At 54.5% G+C, this 14,390-nt stretch carries 13 protein-coding genes and 1 pseudogene; 6 read left to right on the forward strand and 8 right to left on the reverse strand.

Annotated elements, in window-relative coordinates:
• Positions 1-7 precede the first annotated feature (7 nt).
• Positions 8-991 carry a nickel/cobalt transporter gene (locus F3J29_RS05880; protein WP_166863767.1) on the reverse strand — a complete coding sequence of 328 codons (984 nt, stop codon included), beginning with the start codon at positions 989-991 and terminating at the stop codon, positions 8-10.
• Positions 992-1,142: 151 nt separating this feature from the next.
• Between F3J29_RS05880 and F3J29_RS05885 the strand changes: the two genes are divergently transcribed.
• From F3J29_RS05885 to F3J29_RS05905, 6 genes and pseudogenes are all read left to right on the forward strand, one after another.
• Positions 1,143-2,771, forward strand: coding sequence for a dipeptide ABC transporter ATP-binding protein (locus tag F3J29_RS05885; protein WP_166863769.1), 1,629 nt, complete (start codon positions 1,143-1,145; stop codon positions 2,769-2,771).
• A 611-nt stretch (positions 2,772-3,382) separates the two neighbouring features.
• Positions 3,383-3,700 (forward strand): annotated as a pseudogene (locus F3J29_RS22830) (anthrax toxin-like adenylyl cyclase domain-containing protein); the annotation flags it as partial.
• A 237-nt stretch (positions 3,701-3,937) separates the two neighbouring features.
• Entirely contained in the window at positions 3,938-4,294 is a 357-nt protein-coding gene (locus tag F3J29_RS22835; protein WP_353620543.1) for a DNA gyrase, read from the forward strand.
• Between the two features lie 838 nt (positions 4,295-5,132).
• Positions 5,133-5,666, forward strand: a complete 534-nt coding sequence (locus F3J29_RS05895) for a DUF2514 family protein (protein ID WP_166863773.1) — start codon at positions 5,133-5,135, stop codon at positions 5,664-5,666.
• Positions 5,667-5,713: 47 nt separating this feature from the next.
• On the forward strand, positions 5,714-6,121 hold the full coding sequence (locus F3J29_RS05900; RefSeq protein WP_166863775.1) for a hypothetical protein: 408 nt from the start codon (positions 5,714-5,716) through the stop codon (positions 6,119-6,121).
• A 287-nt stretch (positions 6,122-6,408) separates the two neighbouring features.
• Entirely contained in the window at positions 6,409-6,678 is a 270-nt protein-coding gene (locus tag F3J29_RS05905) for a hypothetical protein (RefSeq protein ID WP_166863777.1), read from the forward strand.
• A gap of 269 nt (positions 6,679-6,947) precedes the next feature.
• Here the strand turns inward: F3J29_RS05905 and F3J29_RS05910 are convergent, their stop codons facing one another.
• From F3J29_RS05910 to F3J29_RS05940, 7 genes are read right to left on the reverse strand one after another with little or no spacing between them, the layout of a single operon-like run.
• On the reverse strand, positions 6,948-7,766 hold the full coding sequence (locus tag F3J29_RS05910) for a sulfurtransferase (protein WP_166863779.1): 819 nt from the start codon (positions 7,764-7,766) through the stop codon (positions 6,948-6,950).
• Positions 7,756-8,751 (reverse strand): ornithine cyclodeaminase, encoded by a 996-nt coding sequence (locus tag F3J29_RS05915; RefSeq protein WP_166863780.1) that lies wholly within the window; start codon positions 8,749-8,751, stop codon positions 7,756-7,758. The genes F3J29_RS05910 and F3J29_RS05915 overlap by 11 nt, the downstream gene beginning before the upstream one ends.
• 1 nt (position 8,752) lies before the next feature.
• Positions 8,753-9,751, reverse strand: coding sequence for a 1-aminocyclopropane-1-carboxylate deaminase/D-cysteine desulfhydrase (locus F3J29_RS05920; protein WP_166863782.1), 999 nt, complete (start codon positions 9,749-9,751; stop codon positions 8,753-8,755).
• A 36-nt stretch (positions 9,752-9,787) separates the two neighbouring features.
• Positions 9,788-11,122 (reverse strand): M20 family metallopeptidase, encoded by a 1,335-nt coding sequence (locus tag F3J29_RS05925; protein ID WP_166863785.1) that lies wholly within the window; start codon positions 11,120-11,122, stop codon positions 9,788-9,790.
• A complete protein-coding gene (locus F3J29_RS05930; RefSeq protein ID WP_166863787.1) occupies positions 11,119-12,033 on the reverse strand; it encodes an ABC transporter permease in 915 nt (304 codons plus the stop codon). The genes F3J29_RS05925 and F3J29_RS05930 overlap by 4 nt, the downstream gene beginning before the upstream one ends.
• Positions 12,033-12,893 (reverse strand): ABC transporter permease, encoded by an 861-nt coding sequence (locus F3J29_RS05935; protein ID WP_166863789.1) that lies wholly within the window; start codon positions 12,891-12,893, stop codon positions 12,033-12,035. The genes F3J29_RS05930 and F3J29_RS05935 overlap by 1 nt, the downstream gene beginning before the upstream one ends.
• A complete protein-coding gene (locus F3J29_RS05940) occupies positions 12,890-14,383 on the reverse strand; it encodes an ABC transporter substrate-binding protein (RefSeq protein WP_039293428.1) in 1,494 nt (497 codons plus the stop codon). The genes F3J29_RS05935 and F3J29_RS05940 overlap by 4 nt, the downstream gene beginning before the upstream one ends.
• Positions 14,384-14,390 lie beyond the last annotated feature (7 nt).

A 14,390-nucleotide genomic window follows, 5' to 3' on the forward strand; every position in this document is an offset into this window, starting at 1 on the left:
TTCCGCGCTAGCAGCCCGCCGCGATAAAGTCGCCGCTGGCGCTCACGGGAATCGTGGTGATAAACAGCACCACGGCAAAAAGCACAATCAGCAAGCCACCCATAACTTTCAGCCCGGTAGTGATAATGCGAACCTGAGTGGGCGTTCGTGAAAGCCAGAGTTTGCCTACCGAGTCGCGGGTTCGGGTGACCAGCATGGACAGCCCGAGAATCGACAGGGCGGTGCCGAGAGCCATCGTCATCACCGCGGCAATGCCCCAGCTAATAAATCCCAGCGCATTCGAAAACACCAAAATCATGATCGCCCCGCTGCAGGGCCGAGCGCCAATCGCCAGAATGACGCCCAGGTGCGTAAGCCAGTTACCGTTCCGGCCATCATAGCCTACGCCGTGGTTGTGCCCGCAGCCGCACCGATCATCGTGTGAATGATGATTCAGCGTTGTTGCATCACTGGTTATCAGCGTGAAGGATTTCATCCTGAGCGGCGCCGGCTGTCGCAGCGCTTTCAGCACAATAAAGATCCCGAAACAGCCAATCATCACCGCGCTTATTTTTTCCACATACCAGCGGCTTTCGCTGAGATCGCCGCTGGACAAATTAAGCGCAATCGCCAGCACAAAGACAAATACGATGGCGCTCACGCCCTGCATCATGCTGCCAAGAAACGGTACCACTCGCCCGGCAAGAGGGGTTTCCTGGTTGGTACTGAGGTAGGTAGTGACGATAAATTTGCCGTGCCCGGGACCAATGGCGTGAAGGACGCCATAAAAGAAGCTACCCACCAGCAGCCAGACGCCGCCGGTGTACTGATGATTGTTGATTTGCAGTAAATAGAAGACCAGGTAGCGGTGCAGAGCGATTTGCATACTCAGGCACCACTGAATAAACGCGCTCCAGTGATGGCTGATAAAGACCAGCGCCATCGCGCTCAGCAACAAAGCCAGCAGGCCTGCAGGCAGCGCCCAGCGGCGGGGAAGAGTTTGGGTTGTCATGGCGGAAATCACATCAGATCGGCATGACCAAAGTATAAATAACGCCGGAGAGTATGACCAAATGAATAAGCTATCAGCAATTCATCTTGTCGCATTGGGGCAGATATTATAGTCTCAAAAATCACGCTGTTAGCGCCCGTCTGGAACCCGTATGACCGATCAAAATCCGCTGTTAACCGTTAATTCGCTTTGTATCAGTACGCTGGAAGGCAAGCCTCTGGTGCAAGACGCTTCATTCAGCGTTGCACGCCGGGAGATTGTGGCACTGGTGGGTGAATCTGGCTCAGGGAAAACGTTAACCTCGCTGGCGGTTATGGGATTGCTGCCTGGGGGCGTGCGGCAAACGGGCGGTGACGTAGCGTTTAACGGGCAGGTTGTTTCTGCGGTTGGGAAAACCTATCCGCGAGAGCTTCGCGGGCAGCAAATCGCCACGATTTTTCAGGAGCCGATGAGCAGCATGAACCCGGTGCTGAAAGTGGGGGAGCAAATTGCGGAAGTGCTGGTGCGCCACCAAAAGCTCAGCTGGAAGCAGGCGCACCGTGAGGCGGTCGCGTTGTTGGACAGGGTCGGGATTGTGAACCCTGAGCAGCGGGCAAAACAGTATATTCATCAGCTTTCCGGCGGCATGCGCCAGCGCGTGATGATTGCCAGCGCCATTAGCTGCAAACCTGCGCTTCTGATTGCCGACGAACCCACCACCGCGCTGGACGTCACCATTCAGGCGCAAATCCTGACTTTGCTACAGGAACTGCAGCAGGAAATGGCGATGGGCATTCTGTTCATCACCCACGATTTAAGCGTGGTGGCTCGCTATGCAGACCGTGCCTGCGTGCTGTATCAGGGCAATATTGTTGAGCAGGGCGATGTGCCAACGCTGCTGACCGCCCCGCAGGCCGACTACACCCGTCGGCTGATTGCCGCTTCTCAGCCGGAGCCTCAGCCCGCCAGGCGCAAAGACGTTACCCGTTCGCCGCTGGTGCAGCTGTCGCAGCTCACCAAAAGCTACCCGCAGGGGCATGCGCTGCCGTTTTTCCCCGTCAGCCGCCAGACCGTGCTGAAGCCCACCAGCCTCGAAATCGAACGAGGTGAAATTGTCGGGCTGATCGGCGAGTCCGGTTCGGGTAAAACGACGCTCGGCAGGGCGGCCATAGGCTTAATTCCGGCTGACAGCGGCACCATTATTTTTGATGGTCTGGACGTGCGCCGCGCCAGCCGTGAGCAACAGCAGGGGATGCGCCGCCGGGCGCAGATTATTTTCCAGGATCCCTATGCGAGCCTCGATCCGAAGATGCGCGTCGGAGAGCAAATAGCTGAACCACTGCGGGTGCATAAATTAAGGCCAGCGGGGGAAATTCAAAGCCGCGTTCGTGAATTGCTGGCGCTGGTGGGGCTGGATGCCGAGGCGGCAAATCGCCTGCCGTCGGCTTTCTCCGGCGGGCAGCGGCAGCGTATTGCCATCGCCCGCGCGCTGGCGCTTGAACCCGAACTGCTGGTGGCCGACGAAGCCGTTTCGGCGCTGGATCTTTCGGTCCGGGGCCAGATCCTCGCCCTGCTCGCCGATCTGCGTGACCGTCTGGGGTTAACCGTGCTGTTTATCAGCCACGATCTTGGCGCCGTGCGCCAGGCGTGTGACAGAGTGGTGGTGCTGTATCACGGTGAAATTGTTGAAACCGGGGCCACAAAGCAGGTGCTGGACAGGCCGCGACATGAATATACGCGGCAGCTGATTGCCGCCGCGCCGGATATTCAGCAGGCGCTGAAGCTGCGTAAGGCGGGGTGATTACTCCCCGCTAGCTACCGCCAGTTCAGCGTGGCCTGCCCACGAGCGCCAGGTGTCGACGTAAACGACCACGTCTTTACCCTATCTTATCCCCTCGCTATTCAATCCGCATAAAGGTTGTTGGGCTCCGCCATTCCTTTTCCAGTTCAGAATCGTCAGTAACGCATCGGATGCCAGCTGAGCCGTCATTCGCGGTGAGATTACCCAGCCAATAACGGCCTTGACTAGAGGTCGATGACCCGTGCAAGACATCAGTCAAAGTCAGAATCTTTCTTTCTGTTTTTAAATAAATTTAACTTAAGTCCATTTTTGTTGTGCATATGCCGATTGATTGTAAAATGACTACCGGAATGTATACACAATAAATAGAGGGATTTATGGCAACAGGTTATTACCTCCGGGTAAGCGGTCGCACTGCCTGCGGGGGCAAAACTCTCACTGGAGACCCAACATTTACCTGGTACGACGCAGATGCTGCCTGTGAAGGTGATTTAGCCTCCTGTGGAAAAAATCCCGGTGTCATCTATTAAATTTTAGGTGGCACAGACAGTTTTATAGATGAAACACAGCAATTAGCGGGAACACTTGACGGCGAGGAGTTCAATTACTCTATGAATTTGTTATATGTTGAGGCATTTAAACGGGTATCACGTAGATATAATGTTGTTCTTGGGATTAGAGCGCCGAACCCACTGGGGGAGGCTTTATTACGTGAAGGATACCCATCGAAGAATTTTCATATGAAAGTAAAATCCAGTCCTACAGGCCCTACTGCAGGTTTTATCGCAGAAAATCCCATTTACTCTAAAGTCCCAATATATGCCTACAGCAAGCAGAGTGATTACTTAACCTCTTCAGTCAAAAAGGGAGCAAAAGCAATTGATTTAAAAATCAGTCAATCCCGCATAAATGAATTAATTAAGACTGGAAATCTCACAAGTTATGGCGGAGGGCGCTACTTCGCCGACTACCCCAGCGGTCGACAATATTTTGTTATCAGGGATAATGGACAGGTGTTTGATGCTAAATTTAATCCTGTGCGAGTCATGACAAATCCCAAAGAGTCAGGAGTTAAATATGTCAACGCTCAGCCAATAACAGCGGATTATGATTTATTCTCAATCATCCCAAGGAAAAATCAATCGATTAACATAAGGCCATTGACTGTGCCCCCAAAGCTTATTAGGGGGAACTTTAATCTCGATTATCTTAAGCCCAAAGCGTTACCCGGTCAGGATGAAGATGTCAATATGGGTAATTTGCATTTGTTCGGCAAAACAATTATCAATACCCTAAATATAGAAATTACTTCCGAGGGATATAGAGGGGGGAAACTTGTATGGCATAATGATGAAACAGGAAATCCTTTTAGTCCTGGATTTGATGTTACTGATAAACCTATTTTTGTACATCCTGTTGGCGATGTTATTCAGATTCATTCATTGAGCGAGTTACGATGTTTTTATGGGCAACTTAGGCGTGAAGGTTATGCGCCGGAATATAGCCCTGCCTTTGGGTTTTAGAATATTCACCGCCCATTTCTTAGGGAGTATTAACTACCTGTTGCCACAGTATTTTAATTAAAGCCATCCAGACGTAGAGGACCAGGTTTTTGCGCAGGTTTAAGACAGTCAGGGAAGACAATGATCTCAATTATGGACGCTAAAATATTAACCATACAGCAGATGGATTTATTTATATTCTGGGTGCTCAAATAACTTACATAATTCACTATAACTATTGCCGTGGGTTATTTAAAAATATCGTCCGCGTCGATTATTTGAATGACCAGTAACAGATAGGTTGCACCTATTGCTGATTGCTTTAATAATATCCACTAACTATTATTATTTATTGTTTTTTGGTCCTATAATTTTTTTTAGATAAAACAAACAGGGTAAAAAACTATTCACAACGGAAGTTAACAACACCCCGTTGGCCGTTTCGCGCATTTGTCATTAGCGCGCTATAACGATTTATTTTGTGGGTTTTTTCTGGCAGTTAATTATTTATGAGTATCGGCAACAGTGATGTACGACAATTTTGCCTGCGAGAATGCAGATGATGTGGCGCACCCGGTAAATTGATGTCTTACATTAAATAAAATAGAAGGGGTGATATCGTTTCCGCAACCCGCGCCATGTGTCGTGATTGACTGCGCTTTTACGTGTTTACTCTGAGCCGCTGACTTTATTATTTTTAAAATATGCACATCTGAATAACCGAGCTTATCTGAGAACGGGAGTTAATAATGTATCAGGCTGACAGTATTTCCGACAAATCGGATCAAAAAGGCGTCTCCCTGCCGGTGATCGATATTTTATTACCACGCCGCCCGCGTGAGCCGGCGTTATTTTGATCATGCTGACTATTATCCGGGCAATCTGGAAACCTCTGAGCGCTGGAGGGCTGATTTTGCTGGCGCTGTGGACGTTTTCACACATTCGTTACCAGGCGGGATATGACGCGGCAGATTCAGCCTGGAAGCTTAAGGATGAAAAGCGTCAGACAGCAGATGCGCTGGCGCTGGCCAGCGCGCAGGCCAGACAGCGAGATGAGGAGAAAAGGCGACGTGACGAAACGACAAAAGCCACCGATGTGGCGAATGCGCAACTTGCCAAAGCGCGTGCTGATGCTGATGGTGCTTTGCGGGCTGGTGAGCAGCTGCGCACAACCTTATCCGCCATCCGCAGGCAACTTGCAGCCAGTGAAACCAGCAAACTTTCCGCCGCTGCCGCCGGAGGCGCGGCAGGAGCCGACACCGGAATTTTGCTTACCGACGTGCTCGGAAGCGCTGACAAAAGAGCGGGAGAACTGGCGGAATACGCTGACCGGGTCAGCGTCAGAGCCCAGACCTGCGAAAGCATCTACAAAGGCGTGACCGGCACGCACTGAGTGCTGTTTATTTTCGCGACTGTATCTATTAATCACAGGAGAGATCCATGAACAACCTGCACAGCAACAATCCTGTATCAGATAATGACAATGGTTGGCGAGCATTTTTTCGTGCAGTATGGCGGTGGTTCCGTAATTTATTTTCGCGTTCTGCTACAGAAGCCCCGACCCCGACCCCAGCCTCAGCTCCAGTACGAACACAAGCCCCGGTTGCATGGAGCCAAACCGAAAGCAATAAATATCTGGAAGAAATGATTGGTCTCCTTATAAAAACCAGGATAGCTGAAGCTAAAGGTGTGCAACTGGCAAGGTCTGAGAATGATTTATATAAAGAAGTCACTGCAAACCAAAATAAAGGAAGGATTTCATGGGGAGCGGACGAATTAAATGATGCTGTTAATGCAGCATTATCAAAAAGAAGGGTCGTTAAGCCTGCTCCTAAAAAAACCAGGTAGATCTGACCGGACAAGTAAAAAAAATCAATGGATTAAAAGGTATATGGAGTACAAATCATGGCTCAAGACAATTACAAGAAGGGGCCCAGGGAAGCTCTGAGCATTTCGATACAAAGAAAATAATATCAGAAATACTCCGAACAAACGGTGATGATTTTTATAAAAATGCTGATGATAAAAAGGAGAAAATAACTCAATTTTCAAATTTCCCGAAGTCGGCTGGTGTAAAGCTGCTGAGTGATTACATCAATTCAAGTGGAACTGAACACACATTTTTATACAGAGGTATGCCGAAGAAAATAGAAAATAGTTATGATTTGTCAACGGATAAACAGTATGCCGCTGGCCGCTTCACTGCTGCCACTACGGATAGGGAGACCGCCGCTAGTTTTGACCCGCACGTCGTTCGGGTATCAGGCGTAGCGACGAAAATACCGAATATATTTTCTAATGGTAATGAACATGAGTATTTATTCCCAGCCGATGCAGTTTTCGACGTTAGAAAAATGAAAGACGGAGATGTTCATTTGAAAATGAGCATGAATGATAGAGCCTGATTCAAACACGCTGTTTTGTATGGGGCGCCCTATTAAAAGGCGTTCCATACTGCTTTGTTACTCTTTTTTTAAATCCGGCAACATTTACCCATCAGCGTAAACATGCCGGACTGAACCGATGTGTCCTGCATTCTTATCAAACGTAAAAATGAAGCAACGTTCACATCAAGAGAAGAGTTATTAAGTAAAAAAGTAACAACGTGCTGCGTTTGTAATCATCTCTGACAGCAGTGCCAGTCTAAACTGAAGACTGGCTCCCTGTAATGATCTCAACAATGGCCGCTGGCCATCGGTAGTTCAGGGTGGCCTGCCCACTCGTGCCAGGAGCCGACATAAACGGCCACGTCCTGATAACCTGCAAGCTTGAGTGCCACCAGAACCGTGGCGGCGCGTGCGCCACGGTGGCACCAGGTAATCACTCTTTTTGACGGTGTAAATCCGGCTTCGGCGGCGAGGTTCGCCAGTTCTGCTGCGGATTTGAACCGGCCATTCTCGACCACATCTTCCCAGAAAAACAGCCTTGACCCCGGAATGCGTCCCGCTCGCGCGCAGCATTCATGCACAAAGCTGCCGTCATATTCCGTTGGCCTGCGGGCATCCAGCAGCAAAGCTATAGCCGGATCGGCGTCGATTGCTTCGGCGCGGGTGGCGGCCAGCTGAGGTATAGCCGGCTGGCGTTCAGGGGCGCCGGCGTCAGAAACAATCGCCGCCGGGCCTTTGCCCGGCGTTAACTCTCCGCCGGCAGCAACCCATGCATCAACGCCGCCGTCCAGAAGCAACCCTTCTGAACCCAGCGCAAACCACAGGAACCACAATCCACGCGGAGATCGCATCCCGACGGTTTGCTCGAAAAACACCGGCGTGGCTCCTCTCGCGATACCGAGCTGATGCCAGGCATGAACAAACGCTCCGGCCATCGCGGCGTAACCTTTCGGGCCCGAGTCAGACACAAAATAGTCGTAGACGTTAAGATTCAGTGCGCCCGGTAAGGAGGCCGTTTGCCAGGCCTCTCGTTCACGGACATCGATCAGCGCAAATGTCTCGCCGTTCTCGATTCGTTTTACCAGATCGGGAGCGTTAATCAGCATCGACGATCTCCCAGCCAAAAGGCAGGTTGCTGCCTGTACCCTGTTCGGCAGCAGCACGCAGCACGCGGGCGGCGAGGGCGATATCAAATACGTTAAGGCCGAAAGAAGAGAAAAACACCTTGTCCGTTTCCGCCGGACGCCAGCCATCGACCAGTAAATGTGTTAAATCTGCTGCGACATTTTTTTCGTCGAAAAGCCCGGCGCGGTACATCTGGAACAGGCTTTTGGCGCTGGTCAACTTGAAGTCGCCCCAGCTGTCGACCACCACTTTGTCGGCGGCGGCAATCGTCTCAAAGGCCACCTCGTGATAGCCGATTTGTAGCACCAGGGTGCCGGTCCGCCAGATGCCGGGACGCAAAAACGGCTCGCTGGCGCTGGTGCAGGTAATCAGCGCGTCCCAGTGCTGGCGCAGCGCATCGCTTAGTGTTTCAAACTGGGTAACGGGCCAGGGGAGTTTGTCGGCATGGCTGAGCATGTTGGCGAGAGGCTCCGGCGTTTTATTCCAGCAGTAGACCATGTCCAGATCGGGAAAATGTGCGGCCAGCATCTCGAGATGAGCGCGAGCCTGTACGCCAGCGCCCAGTAATAAAATACGTGAAGGGCGGCGCGGTGCCGCCAGTTTAAAAACAAGGGCAGACACGGCGGCGGTACGGGTCGCGGTCAGGCTGCCGCTTTCGACCAAGCCTATCGGCAAGCCGTTGTCCGCGCGGTTAAGCAGCGTGGTAGCCATCGCCTGCGGATAGCCGTCGTTGGCGCGAGGGCGGTGAGCCGTCCACTTCACGCCCGTCGCATTGAACCGTCCGCCGACCCTGGCGGGCAGGGCATAAACTTTCCCCAGCGGCGTATCGAGGTTGACGTGGGTTTCGGCGGGCATCATTGCCTCGCCGCGCCTCAGTAATCGCACGGTCTCCTCGATGTCCTGCAGTGCTTGTACCGGGTCGTTTCCCCCCAGGTCGGCAACCTGCTGACGGTTCACTATCTGCATATCAGTGCTCCAGAAGTTTTTGAGCGAACGGATAGAGCGCCGGAGAGCCCCCGCAGTGCATGAACACCACGCTGCTGCCGGCGGCAATGCGACCTTCTTTCGCGAGGGTGATCAAACCGTGCATCGCTTTACCAGTGTAAACCGGATCCAGCAGCACGCCTTCCTGCTGAGCGACCTGATAAATCGCCTCAATACCGCCGTCAGAAGGCACGCCGTAGGCGCTGCCAACAAAACCGTCTTCGATCAGGATATCCTGCGGCTGCCAGGTTTGATCCCAGTCGAGCAGGCGAGCGCAGTCCTCGGCCATGGCGGAGATTCGGGTCTGGAACCAGTCGGCTTTGGCGCTGACGCTAATACCGATAATTTGCGTTTTCGGCCAGTAACGGCGAGCGCCGACATACAGGCCGGCCAGCGTGCCGCCGGAGCCGGTTGGGGCGATAATGACGTCCGGGGCAGATTCCCCCGCGGCGCGAAGCTGGGCATCCATCTCCTCAACGGCGCGAACGTAGCCCAGTGCCCCCAGCGCCGTGGCACCGCCGAGGGGAATGATCATCGGCTTTTCGCCGCGCGCCGTTGCCGCATCGGCATGGGCCTGCATCGCGCCTTCAATCTGGGTGAAATAGCCCTCCGGGTCGAGGAACTGCAGCTCCGCCCCAAACAGTTTGTCCAGCAGGAGATTCCCCTGATAAGTCTGTGGCTCATCGCCGCGTAAAACCAGCACCGGCTTCATGCCAAATTTACGCGCGGCCGCCGCAACCATGCGCGCGTGGTTAGACTGGTGGCCACCGGTGGTAATCACCACGTTTACCCCTTCGCGGCAGGCTTCGGCCATCAGGTACTCCAGCTTGCGGACTTTGTTGCCGCCGCCGCCAAAACCGCTGTAGTCGTCGCGCTTAATTTTTACGTTAACGCCCAGCGTGTCGCTCAGGCGGGGTAAAGATTCCAGCGGCGTGGGGAAGAATCCGAGCGTAACACGTTCAAAATCATTGACGTTTTTCATGCATTATCCTGTCTGGTTCCCGGATGCGGGCCGTATTTAAAAGGCGAGTAGCCAGTCATTAAGCGATTGTTGGTAGCGTTGTAGGCCCCTGAGCGTGACGAATTCGTTCACGCCGTGCGCGTTGCCGCCGTAGCCCAGGCCGCCGATCAGGAAGGCTGGTGCCACAGGGGCGAAGGCGTAGGCCGGTGCGCAGCCTGGCGCCCAGGGCCAGATTTGCGGTTTTGCCTGCTGCTGGTGATAGCTCGCCATCAGCTCAAGCACGCCAGCGTCATCAATACTGAAACGATAGCCGGGATAGCTGTCCCCTGGCTCAAGCACGGCTCCGGCAAGCTCCGGGCTGGCAAGCTGCTCTTTTATCCGCCGCATCAGGCGTTCGCCATCGACGATGGGCGGTGTTCTTAACACAAGATCCGCGAAGGCTTCAGGCGGGATCACGCCCTGAGCGCCGCGCGGCAGGCTGGCTATCTCCGACACGCTAAGCACCGCGCTGCCAAGCAGGTATGCCAGGTGGCTGAAACTGTTGCCGCTGATGGCGTATTTTTCGCTGCGGCGGAAAGTCAGTTCGTCTGCCAGATTAAATTCCAGCGCAAGGTCATCCAGAATGGAGCTGGCTTCTTCATCCAGTTCGTTCGTTTCGAGCACGCCGTTGACGTGAGGTGGCGCAAGCGTGTTTAACGCCTGCACCAGCCGCCAGATGGGGTTATCAATCCATGCGGCGTTACTGGCGTGGATCGCCGCTTTCGGGCCGCCCCAGCTGCCGCCTTTGACCACCAGACGGCCACCGCTGCGGCCGGTGAAGCCCAGATAAATGCGCGGCGCGCCGCCGCCGTATTCGCACAGGGAAGGGAAAAGCACCGCTTCTGCCGGGGCTACCGGGCATGGCTGCCGGGCGAGGTAGCGGCGTAGATTACCGCTGCCAATCTCTTCCTCGCCTTCCAGGAGGATCTCAATGTTGGTATGCAGGCGGCCCGAGTGATAGAGATCGCGCACCACCATCAGCATGCCTGCCAGCGGGCCTTTGTTGTTCTCAGCCCCGCGAGAGATAAACACATCGCCTTTATCCGACCAGTGTTTGAGTCCGCCCACGAACGGATCGACCTCCCAGCCATCTTCTTCGGCTGGCATCACGTCGTACATGTTGTACAGCACGAGGGTACGCGGCGAGCCAATATCAATCCGCACATGCACCAGCGGGGGCGCGCTGTCCTGAAGCTGCTGGCTGATGGGATACAGCACTTCGGCGTCAGTTTCTTCAACCAGCCAGCGTTCAAGCCACTGCGCCAGGTCGCGCTGCTGGTCGATATTGCCCGCCACGCTGCGGAAAGGGGTCAACTGGTGCAGGAGATCCAGCGTTGCATCGAGTGACTTCATAGCCGGATCCTCGGGTTCAGTACCACGTACAGCAAATCAATGATCAGGTTCACCACCACAAACACCAGCGCGGCCAGCAGGACAATCGCCTGCACCAGCGGGAAGTCGCGGTTTTGAATGGCCTGCACCGCAAGACGGCCAATGCCGGGCCAGGCAAAAATAATTTCGGTGACCAGCGCGCCGCCCAGCAGGGAAGCGAAATACATTCCCTGCACGGTGACAACCGGGATCAGCGCATTGCGCAGGCCGTGGCGAATCAGAATTCGCCAGGCGCTTAATCCCTTGGCCTGGGCCGTGCGGATGTAATCCTGAGCCAGCACGTCGATAAGGCTGGCACGCACCAGGCGCGCAATGGCGCTCATGTAATAGGCCCCAAGGCTGATGGCCGGCATAATCAGATGGCTGAATGTGCCGTAGCCGCTGGAGGGCAGCCAGCGTAGATGCAGGCTGAACCAGATAATCATTAACAGACCGAGCCAGAATACCGGCACGGCCTGGCCGCTAAAGGCAAACAGACGGGCGAGTAAGTCCCAAACGCTGTTGCGCCAGACCGCGCTCACCACGCCAAGCAGCAGGCCAACTACGGTGCTCCACGCCAGGGCAGAAATGGCCAGCAACAGCGTGGCTGGCACGCGCTGGGCGATAAGTTCGGTCACCGGCTGGTCATAGCGAAGCGACAGGCCAAGATCGCCGTGCAGCAGCCCGGTCAGGTAATGGCCGTATTGCCAGAGCAGCGGGCGGTCAAAACCCATCGCGTGGCGAAAGTTGTCTATTTCTTGCTGGGAAGAGCCAGGCGGCATCATCACCGCAGCCGGGTCACCGGTCAGGTGCAGGCTATAAAAGATCAGCAGCGAGACGCCAAACATCACCAGCACGGCCTGCGCGAAGCGGGAAAGAATGTAGCGCAGCATCAGTCGAGCCTCGTGTGGGTTTTACGCAGCAGGCTGTCGCCGAGCAGGTTACAGCCGACCACCAGCGCCGCGATAATCAGCCCCGGCCACAGCACCAGCCATTCCGCCAGCAGCATGTAGGAACGCCCCTCACCAATCAGGTTGCCGAGCGTGGGCGTGGGCGGCTGGATCCCCATTCCCAGAAAGCCAATGGAGGCTTCGAGCACAATCAGCCTCGGAATATCCAGCGTCAGCAGAACAACCAGCGGCGTGGCGAGATTAGGCAGAATATGCCGCAGCAGAATACGCGGTGTGGAAAAGCCCATGGCGCGAACGGCTTCGATGTATTCCAGCTCGCGAAGCTCAAGGGTTTTGGCGCGCGCCACGCGGGCATAGATAGCCCAGCTGGTCACGCCCATGATCAGAATAATGTTTTCCAGCGAGGTGCCGAACAGCGCCATCACCAGTAAAATCAGAAGAATAAACGGCACTGCAAGCTGGATGTCCATCAGGCGCATAATAACGGCATCCAGCCAGCCGCCAACATAGCCTGCCAGCATGCCCAGCAGGGTGCCGATAACGGCGGCAATTGCCGCCGCCAGTAACACCACCATCAAGGAAAGACGGGTTCCCGCCAGGATCCTTGCCAGCAAATCGCGCCCGAGCTGATCGGTGCCGAGCCAGTGCATCCCGCTTGCCGTTTCGCTGCCCGGCGGCAGGAAGGTATCCGCCAGGTTGTTGGTTAACGGGTCGGGCAAGGGTAGCCACGGTGCCACCAGTGCCAGCAGGATCACGATGCCAAGCAATAAGCCCCCCAGCGCACCGTCACCTGAAATCAGGCGGCGAGGGCGGCGGGTCAGGGCGCGTCCGGGAAAAATCATTTCAGCCTCAAATCATACAGCGGGATACGTGCGTCGGCGCGGCCGGTAAAGTTCAGGCTGTCGCTGTTGGCATACAGAGAATCCTCGCGGTACAGCGGGATCAGCGGCTGCTCTTTGGCGACAACTTTCTGGATGTCCTGCAGGATAACTTCACGCTTCTTCGCATCTACCGTCGAGCGGCTGGCGTTCAGCAGTTTATCCAGTTCAGGGTTGCTGACCGTGGAGTACGGCTCGCCGGAGTGCAGAATAGGGTAAAGCGCGGCATCGGCATCCAGGGTCTGGGTCGACCCCCACGCCAGCATGTACATTTCTGCCTGTTTACCGGAAGCTACCTGCTGGGTATAGACTGACCACTCAGGTACTTCAAGCTGCGCCTTCACGCCAATGGCGGCTAAGTCCTGCACAATCGCCTGCGCCACTTCGGCACTCGCGATGTAGCGACGCGGGGCCTGGAATTTCAGCGTGAAGCCGTCCGGGTAACCCGCTTCCTTAAGCAAGGCTTTAGCTTTAGCGATATCCTGCTCAGGGGCGGGAACATTGAGGTAGCCGAAGTCCTTCGCGCCAGCCATGGTGCCGGTTGGCGTACCAAAACCGTGCAGCAGCTGGGTGGTATAGGCTTGACGATTCAGCGCCAGCGACAGCGCCTGGCGAACCCGAGCATCACTTAAAGGTTTCTCACCATTTTTCAGACCGAGATAAATCGTCAGCCCGCCGCCTTTCACCTGCTCAAGGTGAATGCCTGGCTTATTTTTAAGCGTTGAAACGAGGTCGGCAGGAACGCTGTCAACCAGCTGTACTTCACCTGTTAACAGGGCTGTAATACGCGCGGTTGCTTCCGGAATTGGCCGCCAGGTCACCTGGTCAATTGTGGGTTTTCCACGCCAATAATGTGGATTAGCCTGCATAACTACACGTTCATCTGGTATAAATTCTTTTAATGTATATGCTCCACTACCAATAGGTTTTCGTGCAAATTCCGCAGCACCGACTTTACTTACATAAGCAGGTGGCACGATATAGGTTGGATAGCGACTCATACGAGTGGGCAGCAGCGGGTCCGGGCCATCCGTGTGAATGCGAACCTGATAGTCGCCGGTGACTTCTACCGACTTAATGGTGCGGATGTAAGAGATGGTTGGCGCATGGTTGGCCGGGTCCAGAATGCGGTCAATCGAGAATTTCACCGCCGCGGCGTTTACGGGTTCACCGTTAGTGAAGGTGACGCCTGGGCGAAGGTCAAATTGCCAGGTTGTGTCATCCAGCGCTTTCCAGGAGGTTGCGAGGCCGGGCTGAAGCTGCATGTTTTTATCGCGCAGGACCAGCGTATCGAAAATATTGTCCACCAGGGTGGCGGCTTCTTTAAGAAAACCTGGATCCATCGCGGTGGCGGAAGCAGGTTGGGCTATAACTAATTCACTTGCGTAGCTAAAGGGGGTTACCAGGCTAATTAATACAGCCAGAGTTGCGAGCTTACGGCCAGATGCTTTCATTGTAGTC

This window comes from Enterobacter sp. Cy-643 (assembly GCF_011752815.1).
Taxonomy (GTDB): domain Bacteria; phylum Pseudomonadota; class Gammaproteobacteria; order Enterobacterales; family Enterobacteriaceae; genus Cedecea.

Bases quoted from the DNA above. Each gene is read 5' to 3' on its own strand.
- F3J29_RS05880 (WP_166863767.1), bottom strand. From the start codon at position 991: ATGACAACCCAAACTCTTCCCCGCCGCTGGGCGCTGCCTGCAGGCCTG.
- F3J29_RS05885 (WP_166863769.1), top strand. From the start codon at position 1,143: ATGACCGATCAAAATCCGCTGTTAACCGTTAATTCGCTTTGTATCAGT.
- F3J29_RS05895 (WP_166863773.1), top strand. From the start codon at position 5,133: ATGCTGACTATTATCCGGGCAATCTGGAAACCTCTGAGCGCTGGAGGG.
- F3J29_RS05900 (WP_166863775.1), top strand. From the start codon at position 5,714: ATGAACAACCTGCACAGCAACAATCCTGTATCAGATAATGACAATGGT.
- F3J29_RS05905 (WP_166863777.1), top strand. From the start codon at position 6,409: ATGCCGAAGAAAATAGAAAATAGTTATGATTTGTCAACGGATAAACAG.
- F3J29_RS05910 (WP_166863779.1), bottom strand. From the start codon at position 7,766: ATGCTGATTAACGCTCCCGATCTGGTAAAACGAATCGAGAACGGCGAG.
- F3J29_RS05915 (WP_166863780.1), bottom strand. From the start codon at position 8,751: ATGCAGATAGTGAACCGTCAGCAGGTTGCCGACCTGGGGGGAAACGAC.
- F3J29_RS05920 (WP_166863782.1), bottom strand. From the start codon at position 9,751: ATGAAAAACGTCAATGATTTTGAACGTGTTACGCTCGGATTCTTCCCC.
- F3J29_RS05925 (WP_166863785.1), bottom strand. From the start codon at position 11,122: ATGAAGTCACTCGATGCAACGCTGGATCTCCTGCACCAGTTGACCCCT.
- F3J29_RS05930 (WP_166863787.1), bottom strand. From the start codon at position 12,033: ATGCTGCGCTACATTCTTTCCCGCTTCGCGCAGGCCGTGCTGGTGATG.
- F3J29_RS05935 (WP_166863789.1), bottom strand. From the start codon at position 12,893: ATGATTTTTCCCGGACGCGCCCTGACCCGCCGCCCTCGCCGCCTGATT.
- F3J29_RS05940 (WP_039293428.1), bottom strand. From the start codon at position 14,383: ATGAAAGCATCTGGCCGTAAGCTCGCAACTCTGGCTGTATTAATTAGC.